Source organism: cf. Phormidesmis sp. LEGE 11477 (genome assembly GCF_015207105.1).
Classification (GTDB): domain Bacteria; phylum Cyanobacteriota; class Cyanobacteriia; order Phormidesmidales; family Phormidesmidaceae; genus Phormidesmis.
Window position 1 is genome coordinate 15,064 of the sequence record NZ_JADEXO010000065.1, and the last position, 19,265, is coordinate 34,328.

At 49.9% G+C, this 19,265-nt stretch carries 16 protein-coding genes and 1 tRNA gene; 10 read left to right on the forward strand and 7 right to left on the reverse strand.

The window, feature by feature from the left end:
- Positions 1-178: 178 nt before the first annotated feature.
- From IQ256_RS17580 to IQ256_RS17595, 4 genes are all read right to left on the reverse strand, one after another.
- Positions 179-691 carry a hypothetical protein gene (locus IQ256_RS17580; RefSeq protein WP_193856858.1) on the reverse strand — a complete coding sequence of 171 codons (513 nt, stop codon included), beginning with the start codon at positions 689-691 and terminating at the stop codon, positions 179-181.
- Positions 688-1,689 (reverse strand): precorrin-4 C(11)-methyltransferase, encoded by a 1,002-nt coding sequence (gene cobM, locus IQ256_RS17585; protein ID WP_193856859.1) that lies wholly within the window; start codon positions 1,687-1,689, stop codon positions 688-690. Before cobM ends, IQ256_RS17580 begins: the two co-directional genes overlap by 4 nt.
- Before the next feature lie 335 nt (positions 1,690-2,024).
- On the reverse strand, positions 2,025-2,984 hold the full coding sequence (gene lgt, locus IQ256_RS17590) for a prolipoprotein diacylglyceryl transferase (protein WP_228025005.1): 960 nt from the start codon (positions 2,982-2,984) through the stop codon (positions 2,025-2,027).
- A complete protein-coding gene (locus IQ256_RS17595) occupies positions 2,985-3,575 on the reverse strand; it encodes a glyoxalase-like domain protein (RefSeq protein WP_193856860.1) in 591 nt (196 codons plus the stop codon). It abuts the gene before it with no gap.
- Between the two features lie 209 nt (positions 3,576-3,784).
- On the opposite strand from IQ256_RS17595, the gene IQ256_RS17600 reads away from it, so the two are divergent.
- The 5 genes from IQ256_RS17600 (at position 3,785) to IQ256_RS17620 (ending at position 8,465) form a co-directional block, all read left to right on the forward strand.
- Complete coding sequence (locus IQ256_RS17600) at positions 3,785-4,546, forward strand: sigma-70 family RNA polymerase sigma factor (protein ID WP_370623477.1); 762 nt, start codon at positions 3,785-3,787, stop codon at positions 4,544-4,546.
- 131 nt (positions 4,547-4,677) lie between these two features.
- Positions 4,678-5,745 (forward strand): tetratricopeptide repeat protein, encoded by a 1,068-nt coding sequence (locus IQ256_RS17605; protein ID WP_193856861.1) that lies wholly within the window; start codon positions 4,678-4,680, stop codon positions 5,743-5,745.
- A 190-nt stretch (positions 5,746-5,935) separates the two neighbouring features.
- Positions 5,936-6,736, forward strand: a complete 801-nt coding sequence (gene trmD / locus IQ256_RS17610; protein WP_228025007.1) for a tRNA (guanosine(37)-N1)-methyltransferase TrmD — start codon at positions 5,936-5,938, stop codon at positions 6,734-6,736.
- Between the two features lie 127 nt (positions 6,737-6,863).
- The gene (gene ispF / locus IQ256_RS17615) at positions 6,864-7,340 is read left to right on the forward strand and encodes a 2-C-methyl-D-erythritol 2,4-cyclodiphosphate synthase (RefSeq protein WP_193856862.1); all 477 of its coding nucleotides are present in this window, start codon (positions 6,864-6,866) and stop codon (positions 7,338-7,340) included.
- A 720-nt stretch (positions 7,341-8,060) separates the two neighbouring features.
- A complete protein-coding gene (locus IQ256_RS17620) occupies positions 8,061-8,465 on the forward strand; it encodes a phospholipid-binding protein (protein ID WP_193856863.1) in 405 nt (134 codons plus the stop codon).
- 76 nt (positions 8,466-8,541) lie between these two features.
- Here the strand turns inward: IQ256_RS17620 and accC are convergent, their stop codons facing one another.
- Entirely contained in the window at positions 8,542-9,885 is a 1,344-nt protein-coding gene (gene accC, locus IQ256_RS17625; RefSeq protein WP_193856864.1) for an acetyl-CoA carboxylase biotin carboxylase subunit, read from the reverse strand.
- Between the two features lie 186 nt (positions 9,886-10,071).
- Between accC and IQ256_RS17630 the strand changes: the two genes are divergently transcribed.
- Both IQ256_RS17630 and IQ256_RS17635 read left to right on the forward strand, forming a co-directional pair.
- Positions 10,072-10,153: transfer RNA gene (locus IQ256_RS17630), tRNA-Leu, on the forward strand.
- 132 nt (positions 10,154-10,285) lie between these two features.
- Complete coding sequence (locus IQ256_RS17635) at positions 10,286-10,900, forward strand: chorismate lyase (RefSeq protein ID WP_193856865.1); 615 nt, start codon at positions 10,286-10,288, stop codon at positions 10,898-10,900.
- A 30-nt stretch (positions 10,901-10,930) separates the two neighbouring features.
- Here IQ256_RS17635 and IQ256_RS17640 read toward each other — a convergent pair whose 3' ends face one another.
- Positions 10,931-11,842 (reverse strand): cation diffusion facilitator family transporter, encoded by a 912-nt coding sequence (locus IQ256_RS17640; RefSeq protein ID WP_193856866.1) that lies wholly within the window; start codon positions 11,840-11,842, stop codon positions 10,931-10,933.
- A gap of 1,427 nt (positions 11,843-13,269) precedes the next feature.
- On the opposite strand from IQ256_RS17640, the gene IQ256_RS17645 reads away from it, so the two are divergent.
- A complete protein-coding gene (locus tag IQ256_RS17645; RefSeq protein ID WP_193856873.1) occupies positions 13,270-13,971 on the forward strand; it encodes a Crp/Fnr family transcriptional regulator in 702 nt (233 codons plus the stop codon).
- 18 nt (positions 13,972-13,989) lie between these two features.
- On the opposite strand, the gene IQ256_RS17650 is transcribed toward IQ256_RS17645, so the two are convergent.
- Positions 13,990-16,623 carry a cation-translocating P-type ATPase gene (locus tag IQ256_RS17650; protein ID WP_193856867.1) on the reverse strand — a complete coding sequence of 878 codons (2,634 nt, stop codon included), beginning with the start codon at positions 16,621-16,623 and terminating at the stop codon, positions 13,990-13,992.
- 322 nt (positions 16,624-16,945) lie between these two features.
- On the opposite strand from IQ256_RS17650, the gene IQ256_RS17655 reads away from it, so the two are divergent.
- Together IQ256_RS17655 and IQ256_RS17660 are read left to right on the forward strand one after the other, a co-directional pair.
- Positions 16,946-18,763 carry an S-layer homology domain-containing protein gene (locus tag IQ256_RS17655; RefSeq protein WP_193856868.1) on the forward strand — a complete coding sequence of 606 codons (1,818 nt, stop codon included), beginning with the start codon at positions 16,946-16,948 and terminating at the stop codon, positions 18,761-18,763.
- 157 nt (positions 18,764-18,920) lie between these two features.
- Positions 18,921-19,265, forward strand: a 345-nt coding sequence (locus IQ256_RS17660) for a VOC family protein (protein WP_228025008.1), incomplete at its 3' end; no start/stop codon positions are given.

Genomic DNA, 19,265 nt, shown 5'->3' on the forward strand with positions numbered 1-19,265 from the left:
CCTTATAAAACCTAGAATAGGCAGATAAACAACAAGTGGGACTCATAGCCGTTATGAGTTCTATCTTTAGCATACTCGCGCAGTCAATCGTTGAATTATGCGCTAGCCACTTGTGTGTCCGATGGTAACGCAGGCGACAATGCTACTGCCCGCAGGAAGCACTATGACCCCAGAAGCGCTATGCTCCAGGCTCTGAGTAGCCTTGAATATTCTCGGGGCGTAGAGGCCGTAAGATTTGGCTAGCCTTAGCGATTAAGCCATCTGAGCCCTTGACAACGACGAGATATTTACCAGCGTTGAGTCGATTTCGATAGGAAACAGCGTCGCCGCTGCCGACGCCGATACCCGTGCCACCCCCGATGAAGAAGCTGCCCATAGCGCCGCCAATTGCGCCCAAAACGCCGCCGGTTAGCTGATTACCAAGCGCACCTGCCCAGGGAAAGGTATTGAGCCCTGTGATCGAGTTGAAGGTAAAGCCGCCGACAAAGCCAAAGGGGACAATCCACGTAGCCATGCGTTTGATTTGTTTCCAGGCTTCGTCTTTAGGATCGATTAGGCCGTAGTCGTCAGCAGATTTGAAGCCTTTGCCTAGCAGGTCTACTTTATCCATGGTGATATTGGCAGACTCAAGCTCGGTATAGGCTGTTTCGGCTTGGATGCGATCGCTCCAGACAGACACTAAATAATTCATCTTTTGGCGCTCTCCTGTTCTTGATTGACTCGCTGATTGGATACCTGGTTCACTGTGTGCTCTGCTTGACTGGCCGCCTGACTGGCCGCTTGACTAGAAGGTTGAGTAGTCGGCCTGAATAAATGGTCATGAGTAGGACTGTAGAGACGCGATCGCACTTCTACCTCTTGCTTGATTTCTGCTTCTTTCATAAGTTCTGCTCTATCCTCCAGCACTGTATCTAGAGCAGATGAGCGATCTGCTGATAAGCAATCTGACGAGCGGTCGATCACCGCCCGATTTGCCAGCGCCGGAGAAATAATATACAGCGTTGTTCGTACCAGCTCATCCGCCTGGCTGGCTGCTGCCATCTGATAGAGAGGCACTACCTTAATTTGCTCATCTGGCCATCCCACTCGAAAGCAAATAGCTACGGGTGTATCCGCAGGATAATGGGTCATCAGTTGGGTCTGAGACTCCAAAACATGCCGAGCACTCAGATACAGGCACAGGCTAGCTCGGTGGGCCGCTAGCCCTGCTAGCTCCTCGGTGTCAGGGACCTGCGTTCGCCCGCTAATTCTAGTCAGAATAATACTCTGCACCTGGGCAGGAATCGTCAGCTCAACCTGTAGCTTAGCCGCCGCTGCTTGAAACGCACTGATTCCAGGGATCACTTCAAAAGGAACATCCGCCTGGCTCAGCCTTAGCATCTGCTCGTGAATAGCGCTATAGAGGCTCGGATCGCCCGAGTGTAGCCTAACCACAGACTTTCCAGAGCGCACCCGTTCGATCATCAGCGGCACAATCGCTTCAAGGGTCATCTTTGCAGTAGCGACTCTTTCGGCATCTGGCCGCACCGTCTGCAAAATCTGGGTAGGTACCAGCGAATTGGCGTATACCAAAACATCTGCTTGCGTGATTAGCTTTTGAGCCTTGATTGTTAGCAACTCTGGGTCTCCAGGACCAGCGCCAACAATATAGACGGCTGGTCTGAGCTGAGCAGAAGACAGAGAATTCATGTAAGCCTTGAACAGTTGGGTCTAGAAAGATACTAAACCTAAAAGGATACGAAAAAGAACGGACGGAAAGACAGTACGACTTCAAGTCAATTATAGATACGAACTAACATCAAATAAAGTTGATGCACAGTGCCGGTATTCATCAATTCACTATCATTATCAGTCATTTCTTGAAGACTAAATAAAGGTAATCGTGGATCACAAAAGGCGGTTCAGAAATCCTGCATCTTGGTATACAGATGCACCCTGATTCCAAGCCCTAAGAGATTTTTTGATCTTTTAGGGCTTTTTCTTTAGGTTTTAGACCTAGGTCTCTAAAGTGATTTTCTAGCGCTTCAACTTTCCTCACGCACCTTTCTTTCATTGGCTCTCATTTGACCTGCTGAGACTGTATCCGGTAGTCGCTTACCCAAGCCATAGGTCCAAACCAGGCCAGCACTACCGATTGCCATTCCAATCAGACTCACGAGCTGAGCCATCCTAATCGGGCCGAACATCAAGCTATCGGTTCGCAGTCCTTCAATCCACACCCGGCCAGCGCTATAGGCAATCAGATAGACCAAAAACAGCGTTCCAGCTCTAAACTTCTGAGGGTGTCTCATCCCCCAAAAAAACAGCCACAGCAGCAGCGCAAACACGCCCAAGTTCCATAGGGACTCGTAGAGAAAGGTAGGATGGAAATATTCAAACTCGCGCAGGCTAGGCGGTCGATTAGAAAGAGGAATAAACAGCTTCCAGGGCAGATCGGTAGGCGCACCATAAGCTTCTGAATTAAAGAAGTTTCCCCAGCGACCAATCGCCTGGCCCAAAATTAGTGAAGGCGCTACCACATCACTGAGCCGCCAAAAGGACAGCCGATTGAGTTTGGCAAAAAGAATAGTCGCCAGGGTACCGCCAATGACTGCGCCGTGAATAGCAATGCCCCCTCTCCAAATAGCGATAATATCGCCAGGGCGACCGGCATAAGACGACCATTCAAACAGCACATAGTAAAGACGCGCACAGGGTATGGCAGCCACGACGAGCCAAATCACCATATCACCGACTTTTTCTGGATCGATGCCGCGCTTTTTGGCCAAATACTGCGACAGCGCTACGCCGATTAAAACGGCTGAGGCAATCAGCAGGCCGTACCATCTCAGTGTCAAAGGACCGATGCTGACAATATCTGGACCCGGCGATTGAAAGGCTGCTAAGGCGCTAGCTGATGATGTCGATCGCAGTGGATCGAAGCGTAAAAAGTGAAAGGCTAAAGGATAAGGCGTCGTATCGAACAGGGTGCCAGGCAAGTTCATCTAGTTTTCTACCTCGGCCATTTCAATGACTTCACCGTCAAAGTCTTTAACCAAAAAATTGAGCGGGCGATCGCGTCTGAGCTTATGCCGAATCCCTCTAGTTTGTATCTGCATTAGCAAATACTCCAAGCAGTCATGGTCAAAACAGACATGCCGCTGCCGATTGCGGTTTCCCAAGCTCGCACCCCCAATCACATGCAGCTGCGTGTTTTTCTTGAGCTGATACCACAGCCCATCCGGGCCACCATAGCTCTCGCCTGGAAAACTGCCCAGACGCTGACCAAAACTCTGACCCATACTAGACGCGCTGAGCATCGGGTCTATCCCCGCCGTGCCGAGCGTCTGCTCATAGTTGTAGTAATAGTGCAAAGGGACATCGGCTGCCGCTAGGCTAAGCACACCTTCGTAGAATCGGCGAGCGGTATCTAGATCAGAGACCATCACCGTATGAACCTTGGGAGCGCCGCGTAAGAAAGCCCACATTGCCCCCGCGTAGGCAACCAACAGCATCACCATGATGCCTTGGGTAGAGACCAACGTATCTAGCGGGATATTAGCGACTATTACGTTTGAAGTAGAACTGGTTATCATCGCGCCAAAGGAAAGGTGATGTTGGCTTCTAGTCTACCAACTTAACAATTGTGATTGATTTGTAGAGAATTTCTGGGAAAGCTATTGAGTGTTGGTGGTCAGTATCGGTGCCGATCGGCCATATCAACCATAGCCTCTCTGTAGCGTCTGTCAGAAGCGACTGAGGGCATCGATCTTTTCATATTTTGCCCTAGTTCTGCTTAAACCCTGTGCAAATACCTACTTTTCCTGAATGCGATCACGATCTGGTCAAAGCGCTCATTCACCACAGTGACTATGTGCTGTTGGACAGGTTGCAGCGATCGCCCGCTGATGGCAGATACTTCACGGCGCTCTTCTGCCGATATAACTCAGTCGTGCATTCTTTGATTCGGCACTTTGCTAGATCCCCTGTCCAAACCGACTATCTGTTCGCGCTGACCTGGCGTCATATCCTGAACGAGCTAGATGGAATCGACCTTAGCCCATACTCGATAGGATCAGCCGATACAGCAGATCTAGAGAACGATACCACCGCCGATTTTTCGCTGCAGGGCTGGCTAATCAACCTAACAGCCGCACATATTAATCAGGTGAAAGTACCTGAGGTGGAGTCGATTCACTACGTACTCTCAGAAGCGCCGCCGCCGCTGTGGTGCTACACGCAACGCGCCCTAGATAGGCTGCTACCAAGACAGCGACTTATCGTTCTAATGGCTCAAACATTTGGCTGGAGCGATACCCGTATCTCTGCCTATCTTCAGGCGGAAGGGGAATCGCTGTCCGCGCAGGCAGTACGCTCCGAGCTAGAGATAGGGTATCAGGCCCTAGAACGCTCCATTCCAGCCGATATACGCACGATATATCTCGGTCACCCGCTGATAGCGGCGGCTTCTCCCTCTGAAGCTGGCCTGATGACCTTTGAGGTCGATGAGGCAGACTTGCAGCCAGCCGGATCGCGACCAGTAAGAATCCAGCCAGCAAATGCATAGTCGTAAAATCGCCGCGCTCGGGGTTTCCCCTTCGTATTTACCCCTGATTGCTGATGCGGTCATCTTAATCCAATAAACTTCACAAACTGGTGAAACTGGGTACTTTATGAGCGTGTCGGAAGGAAAAACTCATGGACTTTGGAGAAAGAGCTAGCTGGGAGACCAGAGGAAGCACGGCTAATCTGGTGGCCGGGTTTGCTGCTGGTTTGCTGTTAGCCTCGAACTTGATTAGACCGATGCCAGCACGGGCACAAAGTTTGACCGATCAGTTGCACATGCCGCCGCAGAGCACTTTTCGCCAGCAGCGCGATGTCGCAGATGAGTTCTTGTTACTGGGCCAGAGAAAACGGCTCTCTGGAGAATTTGAATCGTCGATTGTTGCGCTTAACAAGGCGGCTGATGTCTATCACTACCTTGGCGATCTCGTCGGGATGGGTGAAGCTTACAAGCAGCTCGTGCAAATATATAGCAGTCTAGGTCAATACCGTGAGGCAGAACTGATTGTCCGTCGGCAGCTCGCGATCGCCCGCACCAACCAAAACTTCAGCGAACAGGTTCTAGCACTCAACAACCTTGGTACGCTCAGTCTGCAAACTGACGATCTAGGCACTGCCTATGCCTCTTTTTCTGAAGGCTTACAGGTCGCGCAGAGTGTCGATAGCGATCGCGGCATTGGACTTTCCCTCAGCAACCTCGGCCTAATCGCCGCCGCTCGGGGGCTAGAGAATGACGCTCAAAAGTATTACGAAACGGCTGCGACCTATCGAGCTAGGGCAAGAGACTACGCAGGACAGGCCAACACCGATAGCAACCTAGGCGATATCTATCTTAAAACTGGTCAGCTCATGAGGGCGATTGGCGCTTACAGAATGTCTTTGATCATGGCTAGGCAGGTAGATGACCCCTATCTTCAGCTCAGGGCAATCGATGGCTTGATTCGGATTTATCGCGATCGCAACGAACCCCACATGCTGACTGAATATTTAGACAATCGAATTGCCCTAACGATTCAAACAGGTGACGACTGGCAGCGCCTAATGACGCTAAAGACCATGGCCGAAATCAAGCAGGAAGCTGGAGAATGGGCCGCTGCTCAAGATTTATTTGGTCGAGCGTTGACGCTAGCTGTCACTCTCAATCGAAAGCAGGTTCAAGCAGAGCTAACTAACCGTCTGCGCTGGCTAGCGCTACAGATGTAAACAGAGAATGCATCAATAGATTCCAGGTATAGCAAAGCGCGGATGCATACTCTTCGAGAAGGCAAAGCCTACGCACTTTGCTATGGCACTTTGCGCTGTAGAACAGGGGGGATAGCCTTTCGTGGTGTAGTAAGCAAAGTGCAGAAAAGCTATATCATCCTGTGAGGCCAAGAACACACCAGCGCCTCCTATGGACTCTTTAGATCCTCAACAGTCAGACACCTCAGCCTTAGAAACCTCTGCATTGGAAAGCTCTGCATTGGAAAGCTCAATATCGGATAGGCAAAGACAACGCCCTCTACGGTTTGATATTGTCAGCCTTTTTCCAGAGTTCTTTGCCTCCCCACTTGGCTCTGGGCTGATCGGCAAGGCGCTACAGCGACAAATTGCCACTGTCGAGATTACAAATCCAAGGGACTTTACTACCGACAAGCATCACAAGGTAGACGATATTCCCTATGGTGGTGGCGTGGGCATGGTGATGAAGCCAGAGCCCATTTTTGCGGCAGTCGAGTCGCTACCAGCCTTGACCAAGCGGGCAGTGATCCTGATGACGCCACAGGGCCGAACCATGGATCAACCGTTGTTTAAAAAATTTGCTAGCTACGATCAGCTTGTCCTGATCTGCGGCCACTATGAAGGCGTAGACGAGCGCGTACTGAACCTAGTGACACAGGAAGTATCGCTAGGCGATTTTGTATTGACCTGCGGTGAAATTCCGGCGCTGACTTTGCTCAATGGCGTAATCAGACTGCTGCCAGGTACAGTTGGAAAGACTGACTCTTTGAAATATGAGAGCTTTGAAGCGGATTTACTCGACTATCCGCAATACACCAGGCCCGCGCAGTTTCGGCAGTGGTCTGTGCCCGAGGTGCTGATGTCCGGCAATCATGGGGCGATCACACAGTGGAGAAAACAACAGCAGCTAGCGCGCACCCGGCAGCGTCGGCCCGATCTGTTCAAACGCTGGCAAGACAGCGCCGAGCCATAGCTTTTCCCTCTTCGCCTTTCCTCTGCAAATAGAGCCATAAGCTCGATAGAGTAATGGAGCCATAAGCTCGATAGAGTAATAGATAAACGCACTATATTTTCCGATCAGGCGATCCGACTCTTTAACTATGAACATTCGTATTGGCAACGGATTTGATATTCATCGTCTGCAAACAGGCCGCAAGCTAATTCTAGGTGGGATAGATATTCCTCATTCTCAAGGACTGCTAGGACATAGCGATGCCGACGCGCTCACCCACGCCATTATGGATGCCATGCTAGGCGCGTTGAGCCTAGGAGATATTGGTGTGTATTTTCCGCCAAGCGATCCCAAATGGGCTGGCGCAGACAGTCAGGTGCTGCTCGCTCAAGTGAATCAGCTAGTAGGCGATCGCGGTTGGCGTATCAGCAATATTGATAGCGTTGTCATTGCCGAGCAGCCAAAATTGAATCCACACATTGGGAATATGCGTACGCAGCTAGCAACTACGCTATCGATTGAACCTAGTCAGATCGGGATCAAAGCAACTACTCACGAAAAGCTAGGCCCTATCGGTAGAGAAGAAGGCATTGCTGCCTACGCAGTGGCGCTATTGCAGTCCTAGCCCCTACAGTCCTAGCATCCATTTGCAAGTTCTTTGCGTACTGTCTTCAAGGGCGTTGATAAAGGAGAGCTGACTCTGAGATGCAGCGTGAAGATGCAGTATGCCAGTCTATGAATTGCCCTGTTCTATCTCGCAGACGGCAAACTTCATCTTATTTTTATTGTATAAAGTAATCTGAGTATAAAAAGTTCAAAAATATAGACAAAAGTACGTAGAATGAAGACACAAGGTCAGTCTAAGTATCAAAATATACGTAAATGTTTCCGTATCACTTATATAATTTTTGCTAGCCTCTACAGGATCAACGGCTAATTAGTTGTTTCTCCTGAACAAAAATCGTGACATTTTCGTAAACCTCTACGTATTTTCGACTAAGTACAAGAAAAGAAAGACAGCAAGGGCTTTTGCAAACCGAAAGTAGCGTGTATATCGGTCGCTTCGCAAGCTTGTCTTCAGTCGACAGCTATGTAACTAAGGTCTAGAGGAACAGAACCGAGGAATTGAAGCTAGGCATAAAAAATCTAAAAGTTCCTGATAAGTGTAGAACGTGTTGAGTTCCTGATTCAGAAGCGCATGTCAGTCATGTATCTAGAAGCACATCGAAAAGGCATGTATAGCTCAAAGAGCAGATGAAAAATACATAGACCAGCAGGAATTAGCGGTGGAACCAAAGAAATATGTTCCTCGGAAATGTTTATTTATGCAGTGGAGGATAAGAGTGTGAATGGAGTAGGCGAATCGTCAGTCGTGTTAGTACCCGCAGTACATAGACCATTTGGCGCAACCGCAAAGCTATCGCCGCTTAAAGGCTTTTCTACCAGCCCACCAGAACGTATCGGTGTTCGAGGCGAGTACGACTACAACGGCCTAGCGAAACGAGTTTTAAAATGTTTCAATCAATCTATTCAAGAAGACATCAGCCGGCTTAAGATCCGTCAGCGTGGCTGCGTTGTTATTTTGACAGGTGCCGTCTCGTCACGAACACTACTAAATGAGCTAGTAACGCTGGCAACTAGTGTAGAAGGAACAGCCCTAGTTGAGATCTACCGCATGCAGTTTATTGAAGAGGGCGCTACTGCACAAAGCTTCACTACACAAGGCTTTGCCGAAGGCTTCACTGCATAAGTCTTGCTAGGGGCAAGCTCCCTACAAACAGCTACAAAGAGATCCCTACAGACCTCCATATTCCGACCCATTCTGGCTATTTTGTCATATTGGCTACGAAGTCTGTAAAAACTTCTCCCTTGATAAACTGCGGATGCGCCATCACGCTCTGATGAAAGCCGATGGTCGTTGGTAAGCCGGTAATAGCGCATTCTCTGAGTGCTCTTTGCATGCGGCGAATTGCCGTGTCCCTATCTGGGCCCCAAACGATAAGTTTACCGATAAGCGAGTCGTAGTAAGGCGGAATTTCGTAGTCGGTATATACATGAGAATCCATTCGCACACCCAGACCGCCAGGGGCTAGGTAGCCGCTGATTTTGCCGGGATTAGGCCGAAAGTTATGGTCTGGATCTTCTGCGTTAATTCGGCATTCTATGGCGTGACCACGTAGCTGGATGTCGGCTTGAGTAAATCGTAGGTGATCGCCTTGAGCAACCCGAATCTGCTCAGCGATTAGATCGATACCCGTAACCATCTCTGTGACTGGGTGCTCTACCTGGATGCGGGTATTCATTTCCATAAAGTAGAATTCGCCTGCGCGATCCACCAGAAATTCTACAGTGCCAGCGCCCACGTAGTTAATAGACTGAGCTGCCCGGACCGCCGCCGCTCCCATCTTCTGCCGCAAGTCTTCATCAAGTGCACCACTAGGCGCTTCTTCTAAAAGCTTTTGGTGACGCCTTTGAATAGAGCAGTCTCGCTCACCTAAATGGACAACATTACCATAGCTATCCGCTAGGATTTGAAACTCTATATGGCGTGGATTTTCAACAAACTTTTCTAAATAGACGCCAGGATTACCAAAAGAAGCTTCTGCTTCTCCTTGCGCCGCCAAAAACATCTTGCCAAGTTCGTTGGGATCGCGCACTAAACGCATTCCGCGTCCGCCGCCGCCTGCAGTCGCCTTGATAATTACCGGATAGCCAATTTCTATGGCGAGTTTGGCGGCCTCGTCCTGGCTGCTTAACAAACCTTCACTACCTGGGACAGTAGGCACTTTGACCGCTTGCATAGTTGCCTTTGCCGTTGCTTTGTCACCCATCGCCAGCATAGCGGCAGCAGTCGGGCCAATAAAGGTAAGGTTATGGTCAGCGCAGATTTCAGCAAATCTAGCATTTTCAGCTAAAAATCCGTAGCCTGGATGAATGGCCGTTGCCCCTCTAGTTAGCGCAGCAGCAATGATATTAGGAATGTTTAGGTAGCTCTTGCTGCTAGAGGCTTCGCCGATACAGACAGCCTCGTCGGCTAGCTGAACATGGAGGGCACTGCGATCAACAGTGGAATGGACAGCGACAGTAGCGATCCCCATTTCTTCGCAGGTGCGGATAATCCGTAGCGCGATCTCACCGCGATTGGCAATCAAAATTTTAGAAAAGCTCATCTAGCAGTCAGCATCTTTGTTGCTAAGTCATCAAGAAGCTGATCGTATCACGCATCCTTCTACGCCTCTTTTTTTACCAAAATGCTTCGGCTAATTACGCTACTCAGCGGCGGCAGGTGTGTTGATAGAAACTATCGAAAAGTGCTCGTTATGCCGTATTCTTATAAGTCGATGTTGGCATCATCTGCGGATGTGGTGGAATTGGTAGACACGCACGCTTGAGGGGCGTGTGGCTCACGCCTTGCGAGTTCGAGTCTCGCCATCCGCATATTTTTTCTTCGACCCACATAGGACGCTATGCGTTTGCTATGTCCTTTTGGGTTTAGCTTGTTCGTTTTGACTTGTTCGTTTTAGCTTGTTCGCTATGATAAGGACAGGAACATAAACTTTTGTAAACAAATTGGCTTCAGCGTCTCCCGTTCTTTCTTCGGCCCCATCGGCTAGCTGGCATGCCTTGAAGCCTTTATGGCAAGGCAATCAGGCGGTTGTAAAACAAGGACTACCCCACGATCAGCTTTCCCCGGCATGGCAGATATTGATGCTAGGAGATGGCTCACCGACACGCCATCTACAGCTTTTAACCCGAGAGCCGACGGAGGTAGATGTCATTGATATGTCACCTGTAGATTCAGGTGGGGATTCGGCTCCGCTACCCATTACGCAAGTGCCAGGCCCTCATCTACGCCGTCAGGTTTGGCTGCGAACAGCGTCAGGTCAGCGATTGGCTTATGCCACATCTTGGTGGGAAGCTAGCCACGTAGATGAATATTTAGAAAATCGCTCTTTACCGGTTTGGGCTAGCTTAGCTAGGCTACGGACAGAGCTTTATAGAGATATTCAAGGAATTGAGTTTGGTCATTCTCTCGCCTTAGAAGAAGCATTTGAACAAAAAGGACCTTTCTGGGGACGGCACTATTTGTTTTGGCATCATGGCCAGCCCCTGACGCTGATTTATGAGGTCTTTTCGCCTTACTTAATTCGCTATTTAGGCCCTATGGGCTCACGGTGTCTCTAGCTCACGGTGTCTCTAGTGAGTTTTGCGGTACTACTTCTGAACAGGTTTTATACCAGCGGTTTTTGTTTGGTCTAGCCAGATCTGAGCACAGATAGGACCGTAACGGTCTCTGAGCGATCGCTCAACTTTTTCACCAATGCTGTTGGCGATAATCATATATTCGGGGTGGAGTGTGATATGTAGCTCTACCCAGACCTGCCTGCCAACCATGCCTCTTGAAAGGATGCGAGTACAGCGAGTGACGCCTTCCGTCTGGCAGGCGATTTGAGCGATGGCTTCAGGCGCGATCGCCGTCGGCTTCAATAGCATTGGCAGCTGTTCTTTCAACATCTTCCCTAAGCTACCTACCGCCAGTACAACCATAAAGATCGCTAGCATCGGGTCTAGCCATAGGTATCCTTGGCTGACAAAGAATAGCCCCACCAGTAACAACAACGTCAGCCAGCTATCAGACAAAATATGGGCGATATTGAGTTTCATAGCCAGACTGCTATTATGCTGGCTATGACGTACTGCGAATAAAACAGTGGCTAGCAGCAGCAGCACCACCACCGCAACCAAAAAGATCAGTGGTAGCGTTACGCTAGGCTGTAATGCCATCGGTGTGGGCTGAAAAATTATTCGGATTTGAGCTAGTGCAATCCATAGAATGGAGATGCCTGCAAATCCTAATATTGCTGACAAAATCAGGGCACCTGTCGCTTCGCTTTGCCCATGTCCCCAGATCTCTTTGCCCAGAGGGCGGTGTGGCGAGGTGACTGCAATTAAACTAATCAGCGTGCTAAAGACATCGACCAGCGTATGCAAAGACTCCGCAATCAAACACAAAGACTTACTAGCCCATCCCACCGTTAACTCTACGGTCAAGACCAGCAGAGCCATCCACAATATCATCAGCAATAGTCTGTGGCTGATATGCCTTTGGTATCCGCCTCTGTTCATAGCCGATAGGCTATCACGAAGGATGAGGCTGTCATTATCTATCCACCTGCCTTCTATACATAGCCTTCTATACCCACAAAGCACCTCATAGGCACAGACATGGACGAACGGGTAGTAGACCAATGTCGGTAAACGAGCTGCTAACGAGTTGCTAGGTAGTCGACGCGCTAGCTGAGAACAGACTAAAAATTTGGTATGGAGAAAAATTTAAAATCAGAAAGGACACCGACGACTGGCCGTGTTTCGTCTCGGTGTCCTTACTGGTTCGCTCCTCACACTATTTCACTATAAAAGAAGATTTCCCTTTTGTCACCTTTTCAATCCATTAGCAAAAGTGGCACAGCTGCGGTGACCTTCGCAGCGCGAAGGAAAAGCCCCGTTTCGACTACCTAGACTCTTCTATAAACGCGCTCAAATAAACCAGACTAGGCAAGAGTAGCCTCTGAGACATTTTTCTACCAGCTCAAACTGTCTTACAGAGTTGCAAATTCTTAGGATCTCTAACAGTGCTAACTTCACAGCATCGACTTCGGGACAGTTCCAAAGCTTGATAGAAAAAGTTAGAGTTCTTGTCATTCCAAAGTCTGTTTTTTGCTTTGGCACTTAGCAAAGAATATAGCCTTTAATCGTCCAGTTACTGTCATAGGGTAGCCTAATTAGTCAAAATTCAAGAAACGACAATCAGAATTGCTAGAACCTACCTATTCACACGTTGTGTTTGCATGAATGAAGTGAACAAAAAAACTCATCACATTGTCGATAGCTTCATTGCCGATCAAAGGCAATGTATATAGTTAGCTTATGAGCTTAGTTGCATACAAATAGCTGCAGACGAGCTAGATAAAGACTAAGCCTATCAGCGGCGCTCACCTTTCTTTGCCGTAGCTTCGACGAAGCTGCTATGCGACGCCTCGTCGCTTACTATTCATCCCCTCTTGAAAAGAATATGGAAAGAAGTAGACGAATCGACTTCGTCTTTGACGAAGAGCAGCTCATAGATCTCAGTCGAATTTTTAGGGGTATTTACTGTAGTTTTTTTTGCTGGTTCCTAATACCGCTCTACGGTGCGTTTCGGCGAATACTGAAGTAGTGATAAAGAACGGAATTTACGCATACACAATTCAACAATTTATATTAATCTACTAACAACATCAGCGCTTACGTAGCGTTAGTGTCGACCTGAGAGTTGATTTCGCGGCCATGACCGTACAAACGCTCCCGTTCGATCATTTATTGCAAATAGCTGTCAGTAATTCTACTGAGTCAACTGTAAATTTTATAAAGTATAAATTTGGTATTCTCTGCATGACTACGGAGATCTTCAAAAGTTACCTCCGCTCACATTTTGCTTTTCACCGTATGCCATTCCTCCCTACCTATAGATGACACTATCTACACCGTCTAAACTCAACCCCTCTTCGCCTACTATGTCATTCCCGCAGTCGGATAGTACCCGCCCTTTTCTGGCTTGGCAGCGTATTTCTGATTGGGCCACCGAACATTACCGCTGCCGAACATTCAATAAAGATGAAAAGATTCCGGCTCGTCCTGGACTGCTTTATCTAGTCCAAAAGGGGTCAGTTCGGCTGCTAGGGAATGCTCAGGCCAATGCAGTGACAAAGGCAAACAGTGGCGATGCCAGGATGCCTTTAGTCGCTTCAGAAGAGGCGTTCTTAGGATTTGTAGGGGCAGGGCAGCCTTTTGAGGTCGTTGCACAGCCACCTTTTGCGCTTCAGAGCTTTGCCCACGTGGATCAGACCACGGTGATTTGGCTCTACTGGAATGATTTAGATACGTGGCCCCATTTTCAAAAAGAAGTCTTGGACGCTTTTCGTCGTCAGCATCAGCGCAAGTTGCTGTGGCTGAGCACGCTAGGTCAAAGAAGAACAATCGATCGGCTGCTAGGATTTTTGACCCTACTGATCGATGAGCACGGTGAACACTGTGAACAGGGCTATTACCTACCGTTTCCACTGACTCACGCTCAGATTGGGAGCGCGATTGGTTCGACACGGGTAACAGTAACTAGGCTAATGGGTAAGCTGCGTCAGGCTGGAATGATTCAAAGCTACGATGAGAACCTAATTTGCATTCCTCACGGAACTGATGACTGGAAGCTGCAAAGATGAAAACGCCTAGCGCTTTCATCAATACTGCCTATAGCGTTCCTTACCTAGCTTTAAACTCAAAGAGTTCAATACCACTGCAACAGAACTCATTGCCATTAATCCACCGGCAATGCCGGGGTTAAGCGATATCCCAAAAGCCGGCAGAAGGACTCCCGCAGCGAGCGGAATGCAGATAAGGTTGTAGGAAAATGCCCAAGCTAGGTTTTGGCGAATCTTGTTTAAGGTAGCCTGGCTGAGTTTGATTGCAGCGAGCACATCGGCCAAGCTGTCATTGACCAGAACGATATCAGCGGTTGCGATCGCAACATCACTACCAGAGTTGAGGGCGATGCCTACGTCTGCTTCGGCGAGGGCGGGCGCATCGTTGATGCCATCACCGATCAGACCAACTTTATGACCAGCAGATTGAAGCGCAGCGATCGCACTTAATTTCTCTTCTGGTTTTACTTCAGCTTGAATTTGGGCTGACCCTAGACCGAGCTGCTGTGCGATTGCTTGAACGGCGGCTGACCTATCTCCACTCAAAATCTGGATCGAGATGTCCATCGATCTCAACGCAGCCAATACGTCAGCAGTTTCTGGCCGGAGCTGGTCTGCGATCGCAATCAAGCCGATCAGCTGACGTTCTTTGGTAATAAACACAACGGTTTTACCAGATTTGGCCATCTCTTGGGCGATCGCCTCTGTAGACGCATCGATCGAACAGCCATTTTGTCCTAGCCAGGCTCTGTTACCTAACGCGATGGTTTCTCCTGACGTAGCGGTTTGCTGAGCGGTCTGTTCTTGAGTAGAGCCAGTAGGTATTTGCTCAAATGATTGACTCGAAGAGGACCAGCTTGAAGAAGACTCAGTGGCTTCAACCACAGCGCTGATGCCCAACCCAGCTCTGGTCTGAAAGTCGCTCGCGTTCAGAGTAGATAGATGCTTTTGCTGAGCGGCTTGCTCAATAGCGATCGCCAGCGGATGACAAGTGCCACTTTCGACGGTGGCCGCTAGCTGTAGTATTTCGTCTTCTGACAGCTCGTCTAAAAACGAGATGCAGTCAACCACTTGGGGCGATCCTGTCGTTAGCGTGCCAGTTTTATCAAAGACGAGCGTATCAATTTTTTGAGTAGCTTCTAGAATGTCGCCACCGCGAATGAGCAGCCCTTGTTCAGCGCCAATCCCAGAGCCCACCAGAATAGCGGTAGGCGTAGCTAGGCCCAAAGCACAAGGGCAGGCCACAACAATGACCGCGATCGCCAGCTTTAGGCTCACCAGCAGCCGCAATGATCCGCTAGCGGCGGGCACAGAGGCCATGTGAGCGTGCGTATGCACCATCGCCGCCTGGGCAATGTCAGGCCACAGCGGCGTACCGATAAAGTACCAAAAGCAAAAGGTCAATCCGGCACAAACCAGGACGCCATAGGTGAAGTAACCAGAAATAATGTCGGCGAGCCCTTGAATAGGAGCTTTGCGAGTTTGAGCCGTTTCGACTAGCTGAATCATCTGACCCAGCGTAGTTTCTGCGCCAGTGCGAGTGACCTGTAGCGTAATTGCGCCCGACTGGTTGAGGGTGCCAGCAGAGACGTCGTCTTGAGGCTGCTTGCTGACTAGAGTAGATTCTCCAGTCAGCATAGATTCGTCCAAAGTGGTTCTGCCTAGCGCGATCACACCATCGACGGGCACTTTTTCACCGGGCAGTATCTGTAGCCACTCGCCTACTTTCACCTGACTCACCGGAATTTTCAGACTGGTGGTAGCGGACTCAAGCGACTGTTCGGGCGATTGTTCGGGCGATTGTTCGGGCGGCTGCTTAGTATCAGGCCGAGAGACTAGTCTGGCAAACGGTGGCTGCAGCGCAATGAGCGATCGCAGTGCCCCAGCAGATTGAAACCGAGCCCGCTGTTCCAAGGTTCGCCCCAACAAAATGAAGCTTAGCAACATGACGGGTTCGTCAAAGAAACACTCCCATCCCAGCTGCGGAAAGAGCAAAGCCGCCAGGCTAGCCAGATAGGCACTGAGTGCGCCTAGGCTCACTAGCGTGTTCATGTTAGGCGCACCGCGCCGGATGCCCTGAAAACCAGCAGTCAGAATCTTCCTAGCTGGAAACAGTAGAGTCAGCGTAGCCAACGCGCCGTGAAACCACAGCGTCGAGATTACCGGAACGCTCAGCAGCGGATCGAGCGCACCGCCAAGACCAAAATGTTGAAGATGGCCCAGCACGGAGAAGATGAGCAGGATCAGGGCGATCGCTAGCTGACCGATTTGATTTTGCTGAGCCTGTTCTTGCTTGGCTAACCAGTTAGACTCTGCGCTTAGCCCTGTGGTCTCAGCCTGACGGAGCGTCGATGGATAGCCCGCATCAGTTAAGGCTTGAGCAATCGCTTGGCTATCTACCTGGGGTAAGCACTCTACAGCAGCGACTTCAGTTACTAGGTTGACCGTAGCTGTGAGCACCCCGTCGCACTGCGCCAATTTTTTTTCTACCGTATTGACGCAGCCTGCACACATCATGCGCGTGATATCTAGCACAATCGTCTGCGTCTCAGCATCTGCGGCTGAGTGGCTCTGGGATGAAGCCGACTTTGAGTCAGCATTGCTAAGGGTATTAACCCGATCGGATGTCGACTTTCCGAGAGGCTGAGAGGGGGGGGCGGCAAGCGGGCTCATATAGAAGTGACTAAAAAGTAGGCATTGGGTCTTCCCTTCGAGCCTACGTCATTTCTCAAGTTCTGTTGGTCATCTCGCGGCATAAATTATTGTTTTTATATTAGCGAATAGATTGAGTGATTTTTTCTAAAAAGCGGTGGGCTGTAGCCGCAATCACAGGCTTCAAGTTGCAGACTTCAAACCGTAGGCTTCCAATCGCAGGCTTCCAATAACAATAGGTAGGCGATAGACAGGCAGTCTCTAAGTGCATTCTCTGGGTGCAGAGTAATAGCAAAGTGAGTTTTACTACCCGTAGAATTACTGACAGAGCGGAGTCGATCGTATGTTTTCAGATGTTACTGACCACTGGGCTAAAGGCTGCATCCTCGCTTTAGCCAAGCGAGGGGTAGTCAGCGGGTATCGCAATAATACTTTTCGTCCGCTAGCGGTGGTCAGCCGGGCTGAGTTTGCCGCGCTGATGCGTCAGGCTTTTCCTGAGCTACCGATGAAGCGATCGGCTCGCCTGTTCCCCGATGTACTGCCGCAGTACTGGGCCAGTCTGGTAATCGCGTGGGCTTCAGAACGCGGCCTGTTTAGCGGGGATAGATCAGGTCGATTTCTACCTCGGCAAACCATTTCTAGAGTGCAGACAGTCGTGGTGCTAATGGCCGCTCTGTCTGCCGAGCAAGCTAGCGAAGCGATGAGTCCGTCGGAGATAGAGCAAGCGGCACAGCAAACAAAACGGCTGATAGGGCAGACGTTTACAGATGCCGCTGCCATACCGAGCTATGGACAAGAAGCTGTGGGACTGGCGATCGCAGCCAATCTGTTCGAGTCTTTACCAGAACCTAGGGCCTTTCTACCTAACCAGGCTATGACCAGAGGTGAAGTGGCGGCGCTACTGTGCCAGGCATTGGCAATTCCCAGCACAGAAATCTCTGAAGCTTCTCCCATTTTGACACCAGAATTAGCCCGTGATCGCCAGGGGCTGTTTCAGCAGTTCATTCAGAAGGAAGCTGAGTTCAACGCCGAGAAATTAGCTTTTTTGGACCGAGGCGCTCAGAGTTCACCTATTCGCCGCCATCTTTCCCAGGCATCGGCATACCTACAAAAGGCAAGATCGAAAGCAGGCCAGGCAGCAGCGATATCTTCGCCGCTGAATAACACCAGCGCTTATCCTAGTCGAGGCGATCGCCCAGCAATAGATGGGACTGGGTTAGATTTTCTAGCGCCTGAGATTTTGTCTGCTTGTGTATGCCTATCAACCGCGCAAGCAGGCGAGTTGAAATCTCGCTGGCTGGGGCGAGAGGCATTTGTCAATCGACAGATGTGGAGTTCTACCAAGTTTTTACCGCTGCTCAATATAATTGACCGGGCCAACGGTATTGCGCCTAGCGTGCCGATTGGCGACTGCACCGTCCGTCGAGCGGGGGCTCAGTCGGGCTTTCCTTTTTTGCTACTCGCAAGCGGCATTATGTCCTATGACAATCGGGTGGCTACCTCTAATTCATTAGCAGCCATGTTCAAGCGATTCAACACGCCAGCCGCATTAGAAAAATGGACCAGGCAGCTAACTGGAAACCAAAGTCTAGATTTTCAAGGTCGCTATGGTGAAATTCCCTTTATCGAATTCCCAGAGCTGTGGAGTGCAAAGGACCAGAAGGTCTTGATCAAATCGCCACAGCAGGCGCATAGCGGCCAAAACCTAGTCTCGACTTATGACCTCACTCGGCTGATCACAATGGTGGGCGGGCACTGGCGACTGCCTCGGCGAGCGATCGTACCCAACGCTCAGGGCCATAGCTTGAGCAGTTTGATTCAGGCGATGGGCGTGGATACGGCCCGGTATATCGAGGTGGCTTTCGAGACGTTGGCGCTTACTCAGGTGGTGCGATCGCCTGTCATCATTTCCAAGAGTGGGTTTGGCCGCAGCGATCAGCGCGATCGCACCGAGCTAACCTACTGCGCGCTGGCCGAATTCGATCTGCCTCGGCCTGGTTCTTGCGATCCAACCGCTAGTCATCAGCGCTACTCGATCGGGATGACGCTGATTGCAGCCCAGCAGACAGGCGATGGTAATCAAGAAGCCAGATTCGTAGATGCGCTGATGGCAACTGAAGTCACAGAAATTATACGGCGGTTGATCCTAGGAAAACTCTAAGCTAGAAGACGGCTGCGCTCACTCTTCATCTATTTACTCTTCATCTATATAGATTGCATAGAACTTTCTGTATCGACCTTTCTCAAGACAAATTTTTCTGGCTAGGAAGGGAAGCATTTAGTACGATTGAACCATCAACAAAAAGGAGCCCGATCATATGGTTCAATCTATGCGTACCTCTTACAAGCCAACTGGCTACAGTACGGTTTCGCCCTATCTGATAGTGGAGGGAGCGGCAGCAACCATTGAGTTTTTAGTCCAGGTGTTTGGTGCGGTGGATCTGAGATGCATCCCTGATGATGCGGGCAAGCTCAAGCACTCAGAAATTCGGCTCGACGATACGGTACTGATGATTGCTGACAAGGGAGAGGGGTGGCCCGCTATGCCCTCCCATGTGCATATTTACGTTGAGGATGTGGACGAAACCTATGCGCGTGCCCTTGATGCTGGTGCTACTTCTGTTCAAGCGCCTGTTCAGAAAGAGGATGAGGACAAACGAGGG